This is a genomic window from Roseovarius salincola, assembly GCF_026891095.1.
Taxonomy (GTDB): domain Bacteria; phylum Pseudomonadota; class Alphaproteobacteria; order Rhodobacterales; family Rhodobacteraceae; genus Roseovarius; species Roseovarius salincola.
The window spans coordinates 116,847-138,469 of record NZ_JAPTNL010000009.1; the positions used below are offsets into that span (position 1 = coordinate 116,847).

The following is a 21,623-nucleotide window of genomic DNA, read 5'->3' on the forward strand; positions in this document are numbered from 1 at the left end:
AACCGTGGAAGACACGCGAATTGCAGGAAAATTTCCGATGCCCGAAAGTTCGATGATCGGCAACCGCATCCGCGAAAGGCGCGTGATGAACGGGATGCGCCAGTCCGAACTGGCCCGCCGCGTCGGAATTTCACCATCATACCTGAACCTGATCGAACATAACCGGCGCAGAATCGGCGGTAAGACGCTGCTTGGGATTGCCGATGCGCTTGAGGTCGAACCCGCCCTTCTGTCCGAGGGGGCCGAGGCGACGCTGATCCACGGGCTGCGCGAGGCGGCGGGCACGCAGGCCGCGCAGGGCGTCGAAACCCGCCGCGCCGAGGAATTCGCCGGGCGTTTTCCGGGCTGGGCGCGCCTGTTGGTCGATCTGCATGGTCGCGCCGAGGCGCTGCAGCGCACTGTCGAAACCCTGACCGACCGGCTGGCGCATGACCCGCATCTGGCGGATTCGCTGCATGAGGTGATCTCGACGGTGACCGCGATCCGATCGACCTCTTCGATCCTGGTCGAGACCGAGGCGCTGGAACCTGAATGGCAGAACCGCTTTCACCGTAATATCGACGAAGACAGCCGCCGTCTGGCCGAAGGCGCCGAATCGCTGGTACGCTATCTCGAGGGCGCGGCAAACACAGAGGCCGAGATCAAGTCGCCGCAGTATGAGCTGCTGGCCTTCCTGTCGGCGAACGGGTTCCATTTTCCCGCGCTCGAGGGTGGCGCGGGATCGCGGGTCGCGCAGACGATCGTGGCGCAGGCCGAAGCGCTGGTTTCGGATGCGGCGCGGCGTCTGGCGCTGGACGCGCTTGAGCAATACCGCGCGGACGCCACGCGCCTGCCGCTGGAGCGCGTATTGGAGGAGATGCGCCGCGACCCCGCGCCCGAGCGGCTTGCGCAGGTCTTTGACTGCGATCTGCCCACGGTCTTCCGCCGCATCGCGGCGCTGCCGGAAAGCGAAGCGGGGCTGGTCGGGCTGGTGAGTTGCGACGCGTCGGGCGCGCTGATCTTTCGCCGCCCGTTTCCGCGTTTTGCCATGCCGCGCGATGCCGGCGCCTGTGCGCTCTGGCCTTTGTTTCAGGTTCTGGGGCAGCCGCAGGTGCCGGTCCGGGTGCGTCTGCGCCAGGCGGGGCGCGGCCAGGAAACGGTGCTGGCGCTGGCCGCCGCCGAGCAGCTTGCCCCGGCCACCTTCGAACGTCCGGCGCTGATGCGGGCGCATATGCTGATCCTCCCAGACAGATCGGACAGGGGCGAGAGCGCGGGGGGCGGGCCGGGCGACGCGTTGGTGCGCGATGTCGGGGTCAGTTGCCGGATTTGTCCGCTCAGGGGGTGCGCGGCGCGGCGTGAGCCGTCGATTGTTGCAGACGGATTTTGACAGTTGCGCAGACATTGACGATAAACGTGCGGTGGCACGGTTCGCGTTCGACTGGAGGGGAGGCCGATTGAATGGGTAGACGAGTTCTTCTGATCGAAGACGAACCCAACATCATCGAAGCCGTCAGCTTCATCCTGTCCCGCGACGGATGGGACGTCAAAACCCATTCCAACGGACATGACGCGATAGATGCGGTGCGCGCCAGGAGGCCGGACCTCGTGATCCTCGATGTGATGCTGCCGGGCAAGAGCGGCTTTGATATCCTGCACGAAATCCGGTCGGACAGCGAACTGTCGGGTATGCCGGTGCTGATGCTGACGGCGCGCGGACAGGTGAAGGACCGTGAACTGGCAGAGCAGTCGGGCGTCAACCGCTTCATGACCAAGCCCTTCTCGAATGCAGACGTTTTAGAGGTGGTGCGCAGCATGGTGGCCTCATGAGCAGTGAACGTGGCCCGGTCTTTCTGGAGCGGCGCACCTATCGGCGGCGCCGGATGGCGGACGCGGCACGTCTGCTGCCGATCCTCGGGGCGGCGCTGTTCGGGCTGCCGTTGCTGTGGGGGATCGAGGGCGAGGCGACGCCGACCACGCGGGTCATGTTCTACATCTTTTCGACATGGCTTGTCCTGACCGTGCTGACGGCGGTGATCTCGCGCTATCTGCGCCAGGAGAAACAGGACCCTCCCGATACCGGAGAGTGGTGAATGGCCACGCTCAACGTTCTGGTCCTGGTCTGTTTTCTTTACGTGACCTTCCTTTTCGCAATCGCCTTTGGCGCCGACCGCGCCGCGCGGCGCGGGCGTGGCACATGGCTGCGTTCGCCGGTCGTCTACACGTTGTCGCTGTCGATCTATTGCACGGCCTGGACCTTCTATGGCGCTGTGGGGTTCGCGGCGCGATCGGGGCTTGAATTCGTCACGATCTACCTGGGGCCGACGCTGGTGATGATCGGCTGGTGGTGGACCCTGCGCAAGATGGTGCGGGTGGGGCGCAGCCAGCGGATCACCTCGGTCGCCGACCTGATCTCGTCGCGCTATGGCAAGTCCAACCTGCTGGCGGTCTTCGTCACCGTGCTCGCGGTGATCGGCACCACGCCCTATATCGCGCTGCAACTGCAATCGGTCACCCTGTCCTTCGCGACCTTCGCGGCCAATGAGCCCACCGGCACCGAACTGCCGAGCCAGCAATCCATCGCGCTTTGGGTGGCACTTGGGCTGGCGGTGTTCACGATCCTTTTCGGCACGCGTAACCTCGATGCGAATGAGCGTCATCACGGTGTGGTCATGGCCATCGCGCTCGAGGCGGTGGTGAAGCTGTTCGCGTTGCTGGCGGTGGGGGTTTTCGTGGTTTGGGGCCTTGCCGGGGGCATTGGCGAGACGCTGGCGCGGATTGATGCCTCGCCGATTGCCGCCTGGGAGGTGTCGGGCAGCCGGTGGGTCGGGCTGACCATGTTGTCGGCGGCTGCGTTCCTGTGCCTTCCGCGCATGTTTCAGGTGATGGTTGTCGAGAACGAGGACGAGGGCCATCTGCGCACCGCTTCCTGGGCATTTCCGGCCTACCTCATGCTGATGAGCCTGTTTGTGCTGCCGATCGCGGCGGTCGGGCTGGATGTTCTGCCCGAGGGCGCCAACCCGGACCTGTTCGTTCTGACGCTGCCCTTGCAGGAGGGGCGTGACGGGCTGGCGATCCTGTCCTTCATCGGTGGGTTCTCGTCGGCCACCTCGATGGTCATCGTGGCGGCGATCGCGCTCTCGACGATGGTTTCGAACCATGTGGTGATGCCGGTCTGGTTGTGGATCACCGGCGGTTCGGCGGTGATGTCGGGGGATCTGCGCAACGTCGCCTTGCTGGCGCGGCGAATATCCATCGCGGGGATCGTTCTGCTGGGCTATCTCTATTTTCACATGTCGGGCGGGGGCACGGCGCTGGCTGAGATCGGGCTGGTCTCTTTCGCGGGTGTGGCGCAGTTTCTGCCGGCGCTGATGGGCGGGCTGTTCTGGCGCGCGGCGAACCACACCGGCGCATTGGCCGGGCTGGCAACGGGGTTCGCGGTGTGGATGTATTGCCTGTTCCTGCCCAGTTTCGGGCCGTCCTCGGCGCTGCCGCAGGCGGTGCTGGATCACGGCCTGTTCGGTTTGCACTGGCTGCGCCCGCAGGCGTTGTTCGGGACGGAAGGGATGGATCCGCTGGTGCATGCAGTGATGTGGAGCATGTCGCTGAACACCATCGTTTTCGTCACCGTCTCGATCATCAGCTTCCCGCGCCCGGTCGAGCGCCTGCAGGGCGCGCAATTCGTCAATGTGTTCGAGCATTCGGGCAACACGGCGGGCTGGACCGGCGGGCTGGCCCAGAGCGAGGACCTGTTGATCATGTCGCAGCGCATCATCGGCGCGCCACAGGCGCAGGCGCTGTTTGCCACCGCCGCGACACGTCAGGGGCTGGCGGGGTATCTGCCCGAACCCAGCCCCGACTTCCTTCAGGAGCTGGAGCGCGAACTTTCGGGCTCGGTCGGGGCGGCCACGGCGCATGCGATGATCTCTCAGATCGTGGGCGGCGCCACCGTGTCGGTCGAAGACCTGATGGCCGTGGCCGACGAGACCGCCCAGATCATGGAATATTCGAGCCGCCTGGAGGCCAAGACCGAAGAACAGGAACGCACCGCCCGTCAACTGCGCGAGGCCAACCAGAAGCTGACCCAGCTTTCGGTGCAGAAGGATGCATTTCTCAGCCAGATCAGCCACGAATTGCGCACGCCGATGACCTCGATCCGGGCATTTTCCGAAATCTTGCGTGACACCAGGGGCCTGAAGGCCGCCGAGAAAAGCAAATATGCCGCCATCATCCATGACGAGACCGTGCGCCTGACGCGGCTTCTTGACGACCTGCTGGACCTGAGCGTGCTGGAAAACGGGCAGGTTGTGCTCAACAGCCAGACCGGACATCTGGACGCGCTGTTGGATCGCGCCATCGCGGCCTCCGGGCTCGACAAGCGGACCTTTCGGATCGAGCGCGACCGCCTGGCCGAGGATGTCATGCTGACCACCGATCTGGACCGGCTGGCGCAGGTCTTCATCAACCTCATTTCCAACGCGCGAAAATACTGCGATTCTGCCAGCCCGGTGCTGAAGATTGCGCCCAAGCGGCAAAACGATCGTCTGCTGATCGACTTCATCGACAATGGGTCGGGTATTCCGACCGATCACCAGTCAATGATCTTCGAAAAATTCTCGCGTATCGGCGAAACCAAGGCGGGGGGCGCAGGACTCGGTCTGGCGATCTGCCGGGAAATCATGGCGCGGCTGGGGGGCGACATCAGCTATCTGCCCGGCCAGTCCGGCGCGGCTTTCCGTGTGACGCTGCCCCAGTCCCCGGACACCGCCGGGTCCACCGCTTCCGCATAAGGCTCTTGTTAACCTTCCCGGCGTTAAATTGGGGAGCGGCCTGCGCTGGCGGGGCGCGGCTATCGGCAGGGCAACGGCGGGCAAGATGGGCAGGCAGGAGGGTCATTCGGTCATACATCGCAAGGCGGCGGATGCGCGAAAGGTATTCGATGCGCGCGCCATGTCGCCATCGCGGGCGCTGCGCCTGTCGCTGGCGCGTGCCGCGGATGCGGTTCTGGATCTGGCGGCGACGGTGGCCACGCTGGAACAAAGCGTTCTGGCGCATGGCGCCATAGCGCGGGAAATGGGCGAGGATGGCCTGCTTTTGTTGCTGGACGGCCCGGATGCGCGCCGTGGCGCGCTCAGATTCGATACGCAGTTCATGGCCGCACTTGTCGAGGTGCAGACCATTGGCACCGTCGAGCGGGCGGAGGCCGCGCCGCGCAATGTCACGCGGACCGATGCGGCGATCGCGGCGCCGCTGGTGGATTCGATGCTGGAGCGGGTCGATGCATTCCTTGCGGGGCGCGCGGATCGCCCCGATTCGGCCGCCCCGCCCGGTTTCCGTTTTGGTGACATGGTCGAGGATCTGCGCACGCTGACTCTGGCGTTGGATGCACCGGATTTCGATCTGTTCCGGGTGACCGTCGATCTGGGTGAGGGCGCGAAAACCGGGGTGATGACCCTGTTGCTGCCGCATGAACCGGCCAAGCGCGCGGCGCCGGATGTCGCGCAGGGTGGCACCACGCTGCGAGGCAACGCGCTTGGCGCACCGGTCGTGCTGGACGCGGTGATCGCGCGTCTGTCTCTGCCGCTGCGAGACGTCTGCGCGCTCATGCCGGGCACGGTGCTGAACCTCTCGCGCAGATCGATTGACGACACGACACTCATGGCGGCGGGAAGCCATCCGGTCGCCCCGGCGCAGCTGGGGCAGACGGGGGGCTGGCGGGCCGTGAGACTGCTTGGTCCCTCGGATCCGGCGGATGAAGCGGGGGCGTCCCGGCCGGCGGCGCAGATCGGCGCCGGTCAGGCCGAGGCCGCCACCGAAGATCCGGCGCAACCCGCGCCCGTGCCGGCGCTGCGCGAGTCTTGACTTGTATCAAGGCCGGGGGCGTTCCCATATGACACTGTGAACTGTGCGGACGGAGGAACATCATGCAATCGACACAGAAATACCGCGACGTCCTGATGGGGCGGCTGGCAGAACTGGATAGCCGGCTTCACAGGATCGAAAGCGCACTGGATGAGCCCCATTCCAAGGATTGGGATGATGCCGCCATCGAGCGGGAAGGCGACGAGGTGCTCGAGCATCTGGGACAGAGTGGGCAGGACGAGATCATTCGCATCCGTGCGGCACTGCAAAGGCTGCGTGACGGCTCTTATGGAATCTGCACCAGCTGTGGCGAGCAGATATCCGCCGAGCGGCTTGATACGCTGCCCGAGACCCCTTTTTGCAGGGAATGCGCAGCAGCGCTCTGACGCCGGCCGTGCTATGGTTTCGGGTGGGGCATAACGGGCCTGCCATCGTGGCCGCAAAGACGTCCATGGCAACGAGAGCGAGGAACGCGAACAAGACGACGACGTAGGAGGAGGAAATGACGACAGACCTGACAACCCGGCTTTTGACGCTCAAGGACGAAATTCGGGAGGCGAACCCCGATACGCGTCACGCCTTCGCGCCGCAACTTGGCCAACTCATCGAGATGATGGAAAGCAAGGGCCTGTCGGTGCCTGCGGACATCCACGATCTGCATGAGGATCTGGTGAACGAGTCGATCGAGGCGCAGTTCGACAACATGCCGGTTTGACCCCGACATATGCCGGAACCCCGAGGCGACGCTTGCGTGCGATGCGATTCTTCGTAGTAATTGCAGGCAGATGATTTGGGTATTCACAGGCGGGGAACGGAGTGACGTCGGAAGTTCACATTGAACTCAGCGACGGCATCGCGATCGTCACGCTGGATCGCCCGGTGGCCAATGCGCTGGCGCCGGGACTGCGCGTGCAACTGGCGCAGACCCTGAATGAGGCATTCGGGCGCGACGACGTGCGCGCGCTCGTGCTGCGCGGTGCCGGTAGCGTCTTTTCCAGCGGCATCGACATTGCCGAATATGACGGCGAACTGGCCGATCCCTGGATCGGCGATCTGTGCACCCTGATCGAGACGGCCCCCAAACCCGTGGTGGCCGCGCTGCATGGTGCGGCATTGGGCGGCGGGCTGGAACTGGCGCTGGCGGCGCATGCCCGTGTCGCCGAGTCCACGACCCGGCTGGCGCAGCCCGATCTTTCGCTCGGACTCATCCCCGGCGGCGGCGCGACGCAACGCCTGCCGCGCCTCATCGGCGCGCAGGCCTCGCTGGAATTTCTTCTGTCGGGGCAGCCTGCGCAGGCCGATGATCCGCGCCTTGCACGGCTTTGCGACCGGCTGGTCACGGGGGACCCGCTGGCCCCGGCGCTGCAACTTGCGCGCAGTCTCGCGGATCGCGGCGCCTGGACCCCGACCCGCACGCGCAGACGCGGCCTTTCTGACCCCGAGGGTTATCAGCGCGCCGTTGCCGCCGTCACCGCCCGGATCAAGGGGAGGGAAGGCGCCGAAGCCGATTTGCTGAAATGCATCGAAGCCGCGCATCTTTTGCCCTTCGAGCAGGGGCTGGTGCTTGAGCAGACCCTGTTTCGTGACCGGCTGCGCGCGGCGGACGCGCTGTGCCGCCGCCATCTTTATACCGCCGAGCGCCGCGCGGGGATCATGCCCGAGCCGGGGCGCGCAGGCCCGGTCGACCCCCCGATGCGTGTGCTGATGCTGGGCGCGAGCGCGGAGCATGCCGAATTTTCTGTCGCTTGCCTTCTAGCGGGTCGGCAGGTCGATATCCTTTCGCCATCGGTCGAACAGGCCAATGCCGCGATCTCGCGGATTGCGCGGATTCTGGATGACAGGGTCAAGCACCGGCACCTGACGGGCGCGGCAAGGGAGGCCTGTCTGCACCGGCTGGCGGTCGCGCCGGGGCGCGAGGCGCTGGCGGCGGCCGACCTGGTGGTTGACAGCGGCGCCTGCGCCGTGCCCGAAAGCGGCGATCTGGGCGCGCACGCGATCTGGTCGGTCCTGGGCACTGCCCGCGAGATCGCCACGCGCAGGCTGGAGGTGCCTGCGCCCGACCGGCTGCTGGGGCTGCGGCTCTATCGTCCTGTGCAGAGCATGCGGCTGGTCGAAATCCTCGTGCCCGATGCGGTGGCGCCCGAGGCGGTCGCCGGCCTGGTGCGACTGTTGGGTGAGATGGGCCGCATCGTCGTGCGCGCGACGGCAACCGGCGCAAGCGCGGGCGACGAACTTCAGACGGGACTGATGCGCGCGGCACTTGCCCTGGCCGAATGCGGCTGGTCGCCCTACGAGGTGGACGAGGCGGCGCGCGACCTTGGCTTTGCGTCGGGACCATTCGAGACAGCCGATGCCGAAGGGTTGGAACGGGTTCTGGCGCGGCTTGACCTGATCGGTGATCTGCGCGGGCAGCAGCGCCTGGCGGGCACGTCGCTTTTATCCAGACGGATTGCGGCAGGCGCGGGCGGGCGCGCAGCGGGCAAGGGAATATACATCTACCCTGCAGAGGGCGACAAGCGGCCTGATCCTGCGATCCTTGCCTGGGCCGAGGAACGCCGGGCCAACGGGCGCGACGCGGTGCCGGAACTTGATCCGGCGCGGGCATTGCATGCGGCATTGGTGAACGAGTCTGCGCGCCTGCTGGCGGGGCAGGTGGTTCAACGTGCGTCGGATCTGGACCTGGTGATGGTGCGGGGACTCGGCTTTGCGGCGGCGCAGGGCGGCCCGCTTTTGCAGGCGGATCTGCTGGGCCTGCTGGTACTGCTCAAGACGATGAAACAGGCGGCGCCGCTGGCATCCGCGATCTGGACACCGCACCCGATGATCGAGGCGATGGTCAAGAATGGCGAGGGGTTCTTTCGACGCCCCGGTGCCTGAAGCCCGCGCCCTCAGCCCAGCACGATCCCCACCACCACCAGCATCAGACCGAACACCGACAAAAGCAGAGCGGCGAAATTGACCGGCACGACCTTCTGAACGCGGGCGCGCAGCGCCTCGTCGCTCAGACCGGCCCTTCGGGCCTTCCACACGGTCACGATGCACCAAATCAGCCCGCCAAGCCCCAGCAGCGACAGTAGCGCGCCCAGCCAGATCAGCATCTCCATCTCGGTGGTCCTTTCGATCATACCGATACCGGCATGCGCCTATCCCAAGCCCTGCCGATCTGCAACTGCCGCGCGCGGCGCGAAAGCGTCTTGCAGCGGCAGGGCGGCGCGGTTAGGAGAGAACTTCCTACTGACCGGAGGATCCCATGGACGAGTCAAATCCGCAGTCGAGCTACCGCGTCACCGCCGACGAACTGCGCCAGTTCATCGAGCGCTACGAACGCCTGGAAGCCGAGAAGAAGGATATCGCCGATCAGCAGAAAGAGGTGATGTCCGAGGCCAAGGCGCGCGGCTATGACACCAAGGTCATGCGCAAGGTGATCTCGTTGCGCAAGCGCGACAAGGACGACATCGCCGAGGAAGAGGCGGTTCTGGAGATGTACAAGGAAGCGCTCGGAATGTGAGCTGCGCAGAGCTCCGCCCTCAGGGCGTGATGACATGCACGCCGGGGATGTGCTGAATGGCGTCGCAATCCTCGTCGTAAAGCGTCGTCAGCTCGTCGACCAGGTCATCGGTCCAGCCCGGCAGGTCCAGCTCTTCCTCGATCGCGTCCTCTTCGGCGAACTTGTCGAGAAAGGCCGCGATGACGCGCCGCTTCTGGGTTTCGGTCATGCCAGGGTGTGATTTCAGGTAGGTCTCGAACCGTTTCATGCCGGACTCGCTCATGATTTCCGACAACAGGGCGAATTCGCCCTTGATGGTGGCCCGCGGCTCCAGCCCGGCCAGTTCGCGCACCACTTCGGCCCAGATCAGCGGCGTATCCTCATTGCACCAGACGGTGATCGGCATGTCGGGAAAAGCCGTGCGCACCCGCTGGATCATTTCGGACCAGCGGACATTCTGCGGCGGGACACCGCGCAAGAGGTCGGCGAAACTCGCCAGTGATGTCTGCCGGAAAATCGCTGGCAGGAAGGTTGCGAGGTTGCAGGTGGCCAGGAACAGCTCGACCCGGTCGTCACCGAAAATTTCGCTCAGGGTCGCAAGGCGCATCTCGGCCGCGGAATAGAGAACCCCCGCTGAAGCCGCCATCTTGGGCGTGCCGAAAAAGCCAGGATTGGAGAGGATCAGCCGTTCGGTCTGTGCGTCGGCCTGCACGGCCGCCAGCGCACGATCGCGCAACTGCGGAGTATAGCCGTCCTGGTGCGCCGCGTTCAGGATGTCCCGGATTTCCTTGCGATAGAGCGCGGGCGGCGGCGCAAGCGTGCCTTCGCGCTCCAGAAGTTCGTGGTTCTCCAACAGGCATTTCACCAGCCTGTCTTCGTCGGTGACATGCGCGCCCGCGTGTAGAACAACCTGCATACTGGGTCCGGTCTTTTCATTGAACGTTGCCAATATACGCCTTTTGACAGGGAGTTAAACCGGGATTGCGTTCCGCGCGATTCAGGCGTGCGGGCGGCTGTTTTGACTTGCAGAACGGGGGCGATCTGCGTATCCAGTCGCCCGGCGCCCCTATAGCTCAGCTGGTAGAGCAACTGATTTGTAATCAGTAGGTCGGGAGTTCGAGTCTCTCTGGGGGCACCATCCTTTGAACCGTATCGGGACATTCGCAGTCCCTTTGACGTCGCGCTCTGGCGTCAGGGGCGCAGCGGGTTGCCGGGGCATGATGGCGCGGTTGGGCAATCGTTTCTTGACAGGAAAAATGGGCTAAAATAGCGGACATGGAGATAATTCGGGCAGCGTGTGAAGGGGTTGGCTTCTGATGGAAAGCATGGTTGGCGAGGACGGCGTGCTGGCGGGCGCGCCGATCGGCCAGGTCGCCGATTTCATCCTGCTCGGCGGGCCTGCCATCTGGGCGATCGCCGCTCTCTCGGTGGTGGCACTGGCGCTGATCCTGTGGAAGATCTGGCGGCTTGCGCTGATGGGCACCTGGGCTGGAGGGCGACGGGCGCGCCGTGCGGTCGCGCTTTGGGCGCAGGGCCTCGAGGACAGCGCGGTGCAGGAATTGCAGGGCCGACGCACCTGCCGTGCGGTGCTGATTCTCGCCGCGATGGAGGCGCGCCGGGATGTCTCGCTTGACGATGATGGCGCGCGGGCCGAGACCCAGCGGGTGGCCCGCAACCTGATCGCCGAAGCACGCAGCGGGCTGCGACCGCTGGAACTCATCGCGACCATCGCGCCGCTGCTGGGGCTTCTCGGGACGGTTCTGGGCATGATCGCGGCCTTTCAGGCGCTTCAGGAGGCGGGCAGTCAGGCGGACCCCGCCACATTGGCCGGCGGCATCTGGGAGGCGCTGCTGACCACGGCGGCTGGCATGGCGGTGGCGATCCCGGCCTCGATGGCGCTGACATGGTTCGAAAGCGTGGTCGACCGGCTGCGGCTGGAAATGGAGGATGCCGCGACGCGCATCTTCCTGCGACCGGTGCGTCAAGCCGCAGAGCCGATGGTGGCACGGGCGGCCGGGTAGCATGTTTGCCTTTGACGCCCCGCGCCAGAGGCGCAAGCCCAGCCTGACGCCGATGATCGACGTGGTGTTCCTGTTGCTGGTCTTCTTCATGCTTGCATCGCGTTTCGGCACCGATATGCATCTGACGCTGAACGCGGCGGGGCAGGGTCGCGAGACACCCTACGAGGGCCCGCCGCGCCTGATCGACATCTTGCCCGATGGGGTGGAGTTGAACGGTCGGCCGGTCGGCGCCGCGGCCCTGCCCGAAGCGATCTTGCCGCTGGTCGGGGATAACGATGATACGATCATCTTGCGCGCGCGCGACGGGGCCGATCTGCAAAAGGTGGTCGATGTGATGCAGCGCCTTTCGATGGCCGGTTTCACGCGGCTGGTGCTGGTGGAGTAGAGCCATGCAGTTTTCGGACCCGCCGCGCCGCAAGCCCCCGGAAACCATCGTGCCGATGATCAACGTGGTGTTTCTGCTGTTGATCTTCTTCCTGATGACGGCGCAGATCGCGCCGCCCGACCCGTTCAAGATCAATCCGCCCGATGTCGAGCAGGCGGGAGACCCGGCTGAAGGCGCATTCACGCTTTACCTGGGGTCGTCGGGTGAGCTGGCCTATCGCGATGCGCGTGGTCAGGCTGCAGCGCTTGAAGCATTGCAAGCAGACAAGGCTGCATATTGCGCCGAGGGTGGCTGTTCGAACGACCTGCCGCCGCCGCCCCTTGTCCTGCGGGCGGATGCGAGGGCCCCGGCTGCGGCGCTGGCGGCGCTGATGCCCCGGCTGGCGCAGGCCGGATTCCCGGAAATCCGGCTCGTGACGGTCAAGCGATGAAACGGGCGCTGGAATTCACGCTGTTCATCGGGCTGGCCGCGGCAGCGCATCTGTCGGTGGCGGCTTTTGCGCCGGATGATCAGGGGGCCGAGTCGATGGGGCAGGGCGGCGCGGCGGCGATCACGCTTCAGCCATCGGATGCGCGAATGGCGGCGATGGTGACGCAATGGGATACACCGCCCGAGATCCTGTCCGCGCCCGAGCGCCCTTTAATGCAAGCCCCCGAGATGCCCGCGCCCGAGATGCGAACCCCGGATGTGGCACGTGCGCCGAAGGATACGGTGATCACGAAGGCCCCGGCGGGGTCGGGCCTCGCCATGCCCGAGGCCGAGAGCCTGCCTGACCGCGCAGTCACCGCGCCGCCGCCGCCCACTGTCCCCAAGGTAAAGCCCAAGGCCAAACCACGGCCCAAACCCGAGCCGGCCCAGGCGCGCAAACCCAAGCCGCAACCGCAACAGTCCACACCCGCGAGCGCGGCGCAGCAAGCCAAGGGCGCGGGAAACACCGCCAATGCCGGGGCTGAGCAGCGCCCGGCGGCTGTGTCCACTCTCAGTGCAGGGCAAAGGCAAAGCCTTTTGCAGCAATGGGGTGCGCAGGTGCGCAACAAGATCGAACGCGGCAAACGCTACCCTGGTGCGGCAAGGGGCGCTTCGGGCACGGTGCGCGTCCGGATCACACTGGGGCGTGATGGCAGCCTGCGCGGCGTTGCGCTGGTGGGGTCTTCCGGGGTGGCGGCGCTGGACGAGGCGGCGATGCGGGCGGTGCGTTCGACCCGCCGGTTCACCCCTGCGCCAAACGGTCTGAGCGAGGCGAATTACAGCTTTACCTTGCCCATGCGTTTCAACGGTTGAGCCGTTCTCAGGGGTGCGGCCTTTCATATTTTCGACACATTTTTGCCAATTTAGCGACAGAGTTTTTCGAGTCCGCCCGTAGATCGCGCCGGTTTTGTCAGGCAGGCTGAAGGAGTGAAGGGTCGGCTGCCGTCATGAAGCATGCGCCTGCGCCTTCGCGAACGCTGAATTTCAAGGGCGCCAGTCAGGCGCTGCCTGGCCGGTCTGCCCCAAGCAAAGGAGGAGACGACATGGCCACAGCGCACACCGTTCAGGCGGGTTCGGGCCCCCAAAAGCCCCCCCGGCCGGCGGCACCGGCACATCCACAAACCTCACGGACCATTTCAAAGCAGGTCTTTGACGATTTCGCCAGCATTTGAGCCCCTTTGAGCGCCGCGCAGGCGCGAATCGAGTTTTTGTGACGCAGCAAGACATTCCATTGCCGTCTTCAGGTGGCAGATATATTCTCCAATTTTATTGAGGATTGTTCTGGTAGGACCTTTAAATCATTGGTTTTTCAAGGGTTCATATGATCCAATTCCTTTGAGGGATTTCCGAATTGGAAAAAACACTTTACCAATTCGCGAGGTCTTTTAGTATCGGGCACACAGTCAAGGACTGAAAGCGCCATGCGTGTCGGAGGGGCACGCGGCCAAAGGGAGGATAATTATGACAAACAAACCAATTTCACGCCGTGCCGCACTGAGCGGGCTGGCGACAGCGGGGGCGGCGACGCTCGGCGCTCCTGCGATCGCGACCGCGCAGGGTCAAACGACGACCTGGAAGGTTCAAACATCTTGGCCGGGCGGGATCGGGCTGCAGATCTTCAAGGACTGGGCCGGTTCTATCGTCGAGAAGACTGGCGGCGAACTGGCTTTCGAGCCCTTCGGCGCCAATGATGTGGTCGGGGATTTCCAGCTTTTCGATGCCGTCAAGAACGGCGTGCTGGACGCTGTGAACCCGTTCACGATCTACGCACAGGGGATCATTCCCGCCGCCATGTTCCTGACCAGCTACCCGATGGGGCTGCGCAATCCGCATGAGTTCGACACGTTCTATTACGGTCTCGGCGGGCTCGAGATCGCGCGCGAGCTGTATGCGCGTCAGAACATGTATTTCGTCGGGCCGATCCATCACGGACCCAATATCATTCACTCCAAGGTGCCGATCCGTTCGGTCGACGACTTCGCGGGCCGCAAGATGCGCGCGCCCGGCGGCATGGTGGCCGAACTCTTCTCGGCGCTCGGCGCCAAGACGACGCTGCTGCCCGGCTCCGAAATCTTCCCGGCGCTGGAAAAAGGCACGATCGACGTGGCCGATTACGTCGGCCCGGCGGTGAACTACGCGCTCGGCTTCAGCCAGGTGACCGATTACATCTCGATGGGCCCGCCGGGCTTCATGTCGGTCTATCAGCCGGTCGATATCATGGATCTGACCGTCGGCATGGAGAGCTGGAACGCGCTGAGCGACGAGATGAAGCAATTCGTCGAGATGGAAGTGCACACCTATTCCGACATGCACCACGCCGCGATCCAGAAGGCCGACCAGGAGTCCTGGCAGAAGTTCGAGGAGGACGGAACCGAGGTGACGCGCCTCAGCCAGACCGATGTCGAGATCATGACCGAGGTTGCCGTTCCGATCTGGTACAAATACGCCAATCGCGACAAGGACGCCGCGCGCGTCTTCAAGATCCATCTGGATTACATGATGTCGGGATCGCTTGGCTATGTGACGCCCGAGATGGTCGAAGGGCAGACCTTGGATCTGTGATCCGGTCCCGGACCTGACCGCAAGAGAACGCCCCCGGTTCGCCGGGGGCGTCACGCTTCATCCGACATATCGTACGGAACACCCATCACAATGCCCAGCATCAACTTCATTCTGCCGCACTGGCTGTATTGGGGCACGCTGATCGTCTTTCCGCTATTCGCCATGTTCATGGCGCGGAGGTCGACAAGCGGCAGCTACTCGCTCCCGATCGGCTACATGATCCTTGTCACCGGCGGGCTTCTGGGCCTGCACCGGCTCTACTTGCGTAATTTGTGGGGGTTGCTCTATCTGCCCCTGTTCTTTGCCATCCTGTTCGCCAACGCCCAAGGGCGTGAGGCGCGTGAGATCCATTCGCAGGCGGCGAATGTGGTGTCCAGCGCCGAGCGGGTGATCGCGCGCCTTGAGCCGCAGGTCGATGGGGCAGACGCCCGGATCGCCAAGTTGCAGGCCGATCTGGCCGAGGCGGAAGAGGGTAGCCTTGGTCAGATCCGCGCCGAGCGAACGCTTGAAAAGGCACGGACGACGCTGGAAACCGATACGGCCCGGCTGGAAGAGAAACGCGCCGAGCTCGAGGAGGCGCGACCGGCGCTGGAGACCGCTATGGCGGGACGCACATTCTGGTCGGACGTGGCGTTCTATACCTTCATGCTGATCTGCGCGCTTGTCGCGCTTGATACGCTTCTCTTGCCCGGCATGGTGCGCAAGGCGCGCCAGCGGATTGACCGCGCAGAGGCCAAGGCGCAACCCGATGACCCCGAGAGCCTCGCCGGAATCGAGCGCGCGGCTGCGGACCGTCTTGAGCAATATGAACACGAGGCTCCCAAGGGCGACATGGCGCATGTCGGGACCGGCTGGACCGGGGCGATCGACCGGCTTTCGTTCTACGCTGGCGAGTTTGTGGCCTATTGGGCGGTCATCGCAGTCTTTGCATATTACTTCGAGGTGCTGGCGCGATACGTCTTCAACTCGCCCTCGATCTGGGTACATGAGGGCATGTATCTGATGTTCGGCATGCAATACCTGATCGCGGGGGCCTATGCGGCGCTGACCGATGCGCATGTGAAGGTCGATGTTTTCTACGCCGCCTGGTCGCCGCTTCGAAAGGCGGTGGTCGATCTCTTCACCTCGATCTTCTTCTTCATCTTCGCGGGCACGCTTCTGGCGACGGGCTGGATCTTTGCCATGGACGCCACGCGCGTGAATGAAGTGTCATTCTCGGAATGGACCATCGCCTACTGGCCGTTCAAATGGGCAATTGTCGTTGGTGCGGTGCTGCTGATCCTTCAGGGGATCACCAAGCTTGCCCGTGACATCGTCGCCATCCGCCAAAGCCTTCAGGGAGCCTGATTCATGGGTATCGAAATCGAAATCGGCTGGCTGACGGTGCTCATGTTCGGCAGCCTCATGGTGCTGCTGATGGCGGGGCTGCCGCTGGCGTTCGTGACCGGGGGGCTGGCCTGTGTGTTCCTGTTCATCCTCGGGGATTCACGCACGCTGAACATCGTTCCTTCGCGGATCTTTCCGCTGATGACGAACTATCAGCTATCGGCCATCCCGCTCTTCATCTTCCTGGCGGCCATGCTGGAAAGGGCGGGGATCATCAACGAGATGTTCGATGTGATCTACAAGCTTCTCGGCGGCTTGAAGGGCGGCCTTGCGGCGGCCACGATCATCGCCTCGACGATCCTGGCGGCCATGGTCGGGGTGATCGGCGCAGCCGTGGTGACGATGGGAATCATCGCTTTGCCGGCCATGCTCGAGCGCAAATACGATCCCAAGATCGCCATGGGTTCGATCATGGCGGGGGGCACATTGGGTATCCTAATCCCGCCCTCGATCCTTGCGATCATCTATGCAGTGGTGGCCGAGCAATCGGTGGGCGAGCTCTTTATCGGGGCGGTGCTGCCGGGGTTGCTGCTGTCGGGGATGTATATCTTCTACGTCATGGCGATGTGCTATGTCGATCCGGTCAAGGGGCCGCCCATCCCGGTGGAGGAGCGCGTCAGCAACGCTGAAAAACTGCGCCTTCTCGGGAACATGGCGGCACCGCTGACATTGATCGCGGTCGTTCTGGGCGTGATCTTCGCGGGTATCGCGACTCCGGTCGAGGCGGCGGGCATCGGTACGTTCGGGGCCTTCATCGTGGCCGCGATCCATCGCAAGCTGACCTGGGCCACGGTGCGCGAGGCCTGTCTGACCACTTTGAAGGCCAGCGCGATGGTGATCTGGATCATGTTCGGCGCGACCATCTTCGTCGGGCTTTACGTGCTGGAGGGCGGGCAGCAATTCGTCGAAAGCACCATGACCGGGCTGGGCCTTGGGCCTTGGGGCATCTTGCTGCTGATGCAGATCATCCTGATCGCGCTTGGCATGTTCCTTGACTGGGTCGGCATCCTGCTGCTGGCGGTGCCGATCTTCGTGCCGATCATCAAGGCGCTTGGCGCGCATGCGTTCGGGCTGGATTCGGAGACGGATCTGGTGCTGTGGTTCGGGGTTCTTTACCTTGTGAACATGCAGATGAGCTTCCTTTCGCCGCCCTTTGGATATGCGCTGTTCTATCTTCGCGGGGTGGCGCCGGCAGAGATCCCGATGAGCGACATTTTCAAGTCGGCGCTGCCGTTCCTGTTCCTGCAGGTGGTGGGCCTTGCGCTTTGTATGTCGTTCCCGCAGATTGTCACCTGGTTGCCACGGCTGGTCTACGGAGGATAGCCGGGGCCAGGCATGGGAACGGATCGATGAAGAACTGGACAGGCGAGGCTGAACTCGGGCACCCTTGGTGGTGGGAGGCGGCCCCGCCATCTGGTGAATCTGACGATATTTCAGATAGTTGCGATGTTCTTGTGATCGGTGCGGGCTACACCGGCCTGTCCGCGGCGATCGCCGCGCATGATGCGGGCGCGCAAGTGCAGGTGCTGGAGGCCGGCGTGCCCGGGCAGGGCGCGTCGACGCGCAATGGCGGGATGTTCGGGGCGCATCCGAGGTTGGGCTGGAACGATCTGGCGGGGCGGTTCGGGGCAGAGACGGCGGATGCGGTCTTTGCCGAGGCCAACCCGGCGATGAAATGGGTGCGCGACCTGATCGACTCCGAAGGCATCGATTGCGATTTTCAGCAGACCGGCCGGGTACAGCTGGCATGGACGCCGGAACATGCCAACAATCAGAAAAGATTGGCAAAAAGCGTCGAGGAAAAGAGCGATGTAGCGGTCAGAATTCTGGAGCGCGAGGCGTTGAAGCAGGAAATCTCAACCGATCGTTACCATGGCGGTCTGTTGTTCCCCGAACATGGGGCGATCCATCCGGCGAAGTTTCACAAGGGCTTGCTGAAAGCGGTGCGGCGGCGGGGAATTCCGGTGGTCGCGGATGCCGCCGTGTCGGGTGTCGAACGGGTCGCGGGCCGCTTCAGGGTGCAGAGCGCGAAGGGCGAGGTGGACGCCGAAAAGGTGATACTGGCCACCAACGGCTATACGACGAAGCCCTTTAACTGGTTCATTTCACGGGTTTTTCCGCTGCCGAGCTTCATGATCGCGACCGAGGAACTGCCCTCGAATCTGATCGGTCACATCGCGCCGGGGCGGCGGATGATGGTCGAGACCAGGGCGCGGCATAGTTATTACCGGATCTCGCCGGATGGAAAACGGGTGCTGTTCGGGGGGCGTGCGTCGATGTGGGATACGCGGCTCGAACGGGGCGCCGAACGCCTGCGGCAAACCATGTGCGGCATCTGGCCCGAGCTGCAAGACGTCAAAATTTCCCATGCGTGGTATGGGTTTACGGGATTCAGCTTTAACCATATGCCGCAGGTGGGCGAGCAGGACGGAATTTTTTATGCGATGGGATTTTCGGGGTCGGGGACGGTGATGGCGCCGTATCTGGGCGCGAAGGTGGCCTATCGGGCGCTGGGCGATCCGCGGGGCGAGACCGCCTATTCCAACACCTTGTTCAAAAAGCATTTTCTGCACCAGTTCGAAAAGCCGCATTTCCTGCGCGCGGCGGATGTCTATTATCGGCACTGGGTGGACCGGGTCGAAAACTGGCAAGCGCGCTGAGCGTTTCCAATGTACGAAACGTCCGGTTTGTACGCGGGTTTTGTACCGAAATCGGCCATCCGCCCGCGCGATCTGTACAGAAGCCCACAAAACTCCGCCGAATGACTGCGATCAGGGCGACATGCCGCGCAGGCTGTCGGCGGTCCGCCGGGTGATCGCCTCGATGTCCACGCTGCCGCCGGTGGCGACCGAAACCAGTTTGAGCAGGACGCTGCCGGCGGCGTTGAACTCGGTGCTTTCAGTGGTGATCTGCGGAAGGCCGGAACCGGAGCCGGGGCCGGAGAAGCGCGCGTTGCCAACGGAGCGCTGATTGAAGGCGCCGCCGCCAAGCGCGTTGAGGAGGCCGACCAGGACGAAAAGAATCGCGCCGATCTTGAGCAGCCCGCCGACCCGGTCGAAGACCCGGGGCAGAAATCCGCGCGGGCCGATTCGTGCGGGCCGGGGAATTCCCGAACTCGCGCCGGGGCGGCAGTGATCGGGCAGGCTGTCCCAGCCTGTCGCGGTATCGGGATTGTCTTCGGAGCCGCCAGCGCCGGCTTCGTTGGTCGCGGCGTCGTTCTTGTCGGCCTCGGCCAGAAGGCGCGCGAGCGCCGGGGTGTTCGCATCCACGCCACCCGCCGCGAGCGCAACCGCGCCCTGCTGGCGCAGGAGCGACGCATCATGGTTGCGCGCCGCAAGACGTTGGCGCAGCGTCTGAAGGCGCAGCGCCAGGGTGTCGATCAGGGCATCCTGCGTCAGGATCTGTTCGGGGTCGTTCAGCAATGCCCGGTCATCGCCCAGCGCGGCGCGCCACTTTTCGTGATGGGCGATCTGTGCGCCGAGCGCGTGACATTCGCTGTCGAGCCGGTGTTGCACATGGGTGATGCGCGACAGGAGGCCGTCATACGGTTGGGGCGGGTGCATGTCTGGCGGGAACTCGTTATCATACATACCGCCAAGGTTGCATGGGAATTCAGGCCGATCTTGGGCGAATGCGGGGAATTATCTGAGCAGTGGCGCATCAGCGAGCGCGGGGCGGGGCCGCTGGCATGGGATGGCGCGGTGCCCATGCCCCGGAGCCGGAGCGTGCCGGGGCATGGGAATCGGTGATGGCGAGGCTTATTCGCGGGCTTCCTCGTCAAAGACCCGTTGGAGCCGTTCGCTGCTGCGCGCGGCGGCCTCGTCTTCCTCCATCTCCTTTTGTTCGATACGCGCCTGCAGGATATGGAAGGCAAGCCAGAAGGCCAGCCCGACAATGAACAGGATCACTTCGGTTCCCACCATCGGGTAGATCGGGCCGAGTTGGCTGAGATCCGCGCCGGACCAGCTTTCGACGATTGTGGTAGACATGTCGTTATCTCCTTATGTCAGCAGTCCGAGGCGCTTGGCCTCGTCTATGTCGGCCTGAGAGACCTCGATGGCGTCGGTTTCTTCACGCAGCTCTTCGCTCATGTCGAGGCCCACCAGTTCGACGGCTGGCGGAACGCGCAGCATGCCGAAGGCGGCGAGGATCTTGGACACGATGAAAGCGGGGATGAAGCCCAGCACGATGGCCATGATGCAGGCGCCGATGAACTGGCCCCAGGGCGTGATGACCGCCGTTTCGGCATGGTAGCCCGCCGTCGCCGGATGGCCCCAGAGCACGAAGCCGCAGATCACCAGGCCGATGAAGCCGGCATAGCCATGCACCGCGACCGCGCCGACCGGATCGTCGATCTTGAACCGGCGTTCGACCCAGAAATGCAGCTTGTAGGCGCAGACCGCGCCAACGCCGCCGATCAGCATCGCCTGGATCGGGTGATAGAGGTCATTGCCCGCCGAGGCGGTGATGATCCCCGCCAGACCGCAGGAATAGGTCCAGAAGGCTTCGCCGCGCGACACGACATAGCCCGCCAGCATCCCGCCCGAGAGCGACATCAGGAAGTTGAACACGATTGCCGAAAGCGTGGTTGGCGTGAGGTAGATCGTGGTCGCGGTGAAGGTGCCTTCGGCGGCGCCGATATCGCCCGATGCGATGATCGGCACGTTGCAGGCCACATAGAAGCCCCAGAAGCCGCAATAGATCAGAAAGAGCCCGATCGTCACCAGCCACTTGTTATGCGGGTTGATGTTGCGCGGCGTGCCATCGGGGGCGAATTTGCCGATCCGTGGCCCGAGCACGCAGATCACGCCAAGCGCGAAACCGCCCGCGATGGCGTGGATCACGCCCGAGGCATAGGCATCGTGATAGCCAAGCTGCGTGACCATCCAGCCATCCGGGTGCCAGCCCCATGCGGCATCGATGATCCAGGTGAACGAGCCGATCACGACCGCCAGGATCCAGAAGGCCGAGGGGCGGATGCGTTCGATGGTGGCCCCCGAGACGATCGAGGCCGCCGTCCAGCTGAACAAGAGGAAGGCCGCCCAGAACACGCCGTTGAGGCGCGACCAGAAGGGGTTGCCAAGGTCCGCGCCATAGCCGACGGCTTCGCCCTGGTTCACGCCGGGGCCGCCCAGATGCGTGCCCATCAGTTCGCCCCAGGGGACGGCGTTGTCCGATTGGGTCAGCCCGCCGGTGATTCCCGGCCCGTTGGGGAAGGCGAAATAGATCCACCATCCGAAGAAGAAGAAGGTCACGGTCACCAGCGGAATCAGCATGGTGTTCTTCATCAGGGTGTGAACGTGGTTCTTGTGGCGACTGGCGCCGACTTCATACATGCAGAAGCCGACGTGAATCAGGAACATGAGCGGCACCGTCACCCAGTAGTAAAACTCGGTGAAGATCACCGTCAGCGCGCCGATATCGGTATCCATTCAGCTGTCCTCCCGTTGGACTGTTTGAGATGGCCAGGGTTTGC

The 21,623-nt window shown here is 64.0% G+C and carries 22 protein-coding genes and 1 tRNA gene; 18 read left to right on the forward strand and 5 right to left on the reverse strand.

From position 1 onward, the window contains the following. The first annotated feature begins 37 nt into the window (after positions 1-37). The 8 genes from N5A93_RS11565 (at position 38) to N5A93_RS11600 (ending at position 8,715) form a co-directional block, all read left to right on the forward strand. Positions 38-1,366 carry a helix-turn-helix domain-containing protein gene (locus N5A93_RS11565; RefSeq protein WP_268955251.1) on the forward strand — a complete coding sequence of 443 codons (1,329 nt, stop codon included), beginning with the start codon at positions 38-40 and terminating at the stop codon, positions 1,364-1,366. Positions 1,367-1,437: 71 nt separating this feature from the next. Further along, positions 1,438-1,806 carry a response regulator transcription factor gene (locus tag N5A93_RS11570; protein ID WP_268955252.1) on the forward strand — a complete coding sequence of 123 codons (369 nt, stop codon included), beginning with the start codon at positions 1,438-1,440 and terminating at the stop codon, positions 1,804-1,806. Next, positions 1,803-2,069 carry a hypothetical protein gene (locus N5A93_RS11575; protein ID WP_268955253.1) on the forward strand — a complete coding sequence of 89 codons (267 nt, stop codon included), beginning with the start codon at positions 1,803-1,805 and terminating at the stop codon, positions 2,067-2,069. Before N5A93_RS11570 ends, N5A93_RS11575 begins: the two co-directional genes overlap by 4 nt. Continuing rightward, a complete protein-coding gene (locus tag N5A93_RS11580; RefSeq protein ID WP_268955254.1) occupies positions 2,070-4,766 on the forward strand; it encodes a sensor histidine kinase in 2,697 nt (898 codons plus the stop codon). A gap of 85 nt (positions 4,767-4,851) precedes the next feature. Continuing rightward, positions 4,852-5,838 carry a FliM/FliN family flagellar motor C-terminal domain-containing protein gene (locus N5A93_RS11585; protein ID WP_268955255.1) on the forward strand — a complete coding sequence of 329 codons (987 nt, stop codon included), beginning with the start codon at positions 4,852-4,854 and terminating at the stop codon, positions 5,836-5,838. Positions 5,839-5,900: 62 nt separating this feature from the next. Further along, on the forward strand, positions 5,901-6,224 hold the full coding sequence (locus N5A93_RS11590; RefSeq protein WP_268955256.1) for a TraR/DksA family transcriptional regulator: 324 nt from the start codon (positions 5,901-5,903) through the stop codon (positions 6,222-6,224). 116 nt (positions 6,225-6,340) lie between these two features. After that, complete coding sequence (locus N5A93_RS11595; protein ID WP_268955257.1) at positions 6,341-6,553, forward strand: hypothetical protein; 213 nt, start codon at positions 6,341-6,343, stop codon at positions 6,551-6,553. 101 nt (positions 6,554-6,654) lie between these two features. Next, entirely contained in the window at positions 6,655-8,715 is a 2,061-nt protein-coding gene (locus N5A93_RS11600) for an enoyl-CoA hydratase/isomerase family protein (protein ID WP_268955258.1), read from the forward strand. An 11-nt stretch (positions 8,716-8,726) separates the two neighbouring features. Here N5A93_RS11600 and N5A93_RS11605 read toward each other — a convergent pair whose 3' ends face one another. After that, entirely contained in the window at positions 8,727-8,942 is a 216-nt protein-coding gene (locus N5A93_RS11605; RefSeq protein WP_268955284.1) for a hypothetical protein, read from the reverse strand. 146 nt (positions 8,943-9,088) lie between these two features. On the opposite strand from N5A93_RS11605, the gene N5A93_RS11610 reads away from it, so the two are divergent. Further along, positions 9,089-9,346 carry a DUF2312 domain-containing protein gene (locus N5A93_RS11610; RefSeq protein ID WP_268955259.1) on the forward strand — a complete coding sequence of 86 codons (258 nt, stop codon included), beginning with the start codon at positions 9,089-9,091 and terminating at the stop codon, positions 9,344-9,346. A gap of 19 nt (positions 9,347-9,365) precedes the next feature. Here N5A93_RS11610 and N5A93_RS11615 read toward each other — a convergent pair whose 3' ends face one another. Next, positions 9,366-10,241: a hypothetical protein gene (locus tag N5A93_RS11615; protein ID WP_268955260.1), complete on the reverse strand. Its 876-nt coding sequence runs from the start codon at positions 10,239-10,241 to the stop codon at positions 9,366-9,368. A gap of 146 nt (positions 10,242-10,387) precedes the next feature. Here N5A93_RS11615 and N5A93_RS11620 point away from each other — a divergent pair. The 9 genes from N5A93_RS11620 (at position 10,388) to N5A93_RS11660 (ending at position 18,807) form a co-directional block, all read left to right on the forward strand. Further along, a tRNA-Thr gene (locus N5A93_RS11620) sits at positions 10,388-10,463 on the forward strand. A gap of 178 nt (positions 10,464-10,641) precedes the next feature. Continuing rightward, on the forward strand, positions 10,642-11,346 hold the full coding sequence (locus tag N5A93_RS11625) for a MotA/TolQ/ExbB proton channel family protein (RefSeq protein WP_268955261.1): 705 nt from the start codon (positions 10,642-10,644) through the stop codon (positions 11,344-11,346). A 1-nt stretch (position 11,347) separates the two neighbouring features. Further along, entirely contained in the window at positions 11,348-11,731 is a 384-nt protein-coding gene (locus N5A93_RS11630; RefSeq protein ID WP_268955262.1) for an ExbD/TolR family protein, read from the forward strand. Between the two features lie 4 nt (positions 11,732-11,735). Further along, a complete protein-coding gene (locus N5A93_RS11635) occupies positions 11,736-12,161 on the forward strand; it encodes an ExbD/TolR family protein (RefSeq protein ID WP_268955263.1) in 426 nt (141 codons plus the stop codon). After that, a complete protein-coding gene (locus N5A93_RS11640) occupies positions 12,158-13,012 on the forward strand; it encodes an energy transducer TonB (protein WP_268955264.1) in 855 nt (284 codons plus the stop codon). The genes N5A93_RS11635 and N5A93_RS11640 overlap by 4 nt, the downstream gene beginning before the upstream one ends. A 648-nt stretch (positions 13,013-13,660) precedes the next feature. Next, positions 13,661-14,761 (forward strand): TRAP transporter substrate-binding protein DctP, encoded by a 1,101-nt coding sequence (gene dctP / locus N5A93_RS11645; RefSeq protein WP_268955265.1) that lies wholly within the window; start codon positions 13,661-13,663, stop codon positions 14,759-14,761. 90 nt (positions 14,762-14,851) lie between these two features. Continuing rightward, entirely contained in the window at positions 14,852-16,108 is a 1,257-nt protein-coding gene (locus tag N5A93_RS11650; protein ID WP_268955266.1) for a TRAP transporter small permease subunit, read from the forward strand. A gap of 3 nt (positions 16,109-16,111) precedes the next feature. Next, a complete protein-coding gene (locus N5A93_RS11655; RefSeq protein ID WP_268955267.1) occupies positions 16,112-17,470 on the forward strand; it encodes a TRAP transporter large permease in 1,359 nt (452 codons plus the stop codon). A gap of 26 nt (positions 17,471-17,496) precedes the next feature. Continuing rightward, on the forward strand, positions 17,497-18,807 hold the full coding sequence (locus tag N5A93_RS11660; protein ID WP_268955268.1) for an NAD(P)/FAD-dependent oxidoreductase: 1,311 nt from the start codon (positions 17,497-17,499) through the stop codon (positions 18,805-18,807). 111 nt (positions 18,808-18,918) lie between these two features. Here the strand turns inward: N5A93_RS11660 and N5A93_RS11665 are convergent, their stop codons facing one another. From N5A93_RS11665 to N5A93_RS11675, 3 genes are all read right to left on the reverse strand, one after another. Beyond that, complete coding sequence (locus N5A93_RS11665) at positions 18,919-19,737, reverse strand: hypothetical protein (RefSeq protein WP_268955269.1); 819 nt, start codon at positions 19,735-19,737, stop codon at positions 18,919-18,921. A 168-nt stretch (positions 19,738-19,905) separates the two neighbouring features. Beyond that, entirely contained in the window at positions 19,906-20,136 is a 231-nt protein-coding gene (locus tag N5A93_RS11670) for a hypothetical protein (protein WP_268955270.1), read from the reverse strand. Between the two features lie 12 nt (positions 20,137-20,148). Further along, a complete protein-coding gene (locus N5A93_RS11675) occupies positions 20,149-21,579 on the reverse strand; it encodes an ammonium transporter (RefSeq protein ID WP_268955271.1) in 1,431 nt (476 codons plus the stop codon). Positions 21,580-21,623: the final 44 nt, after the last annotated feature.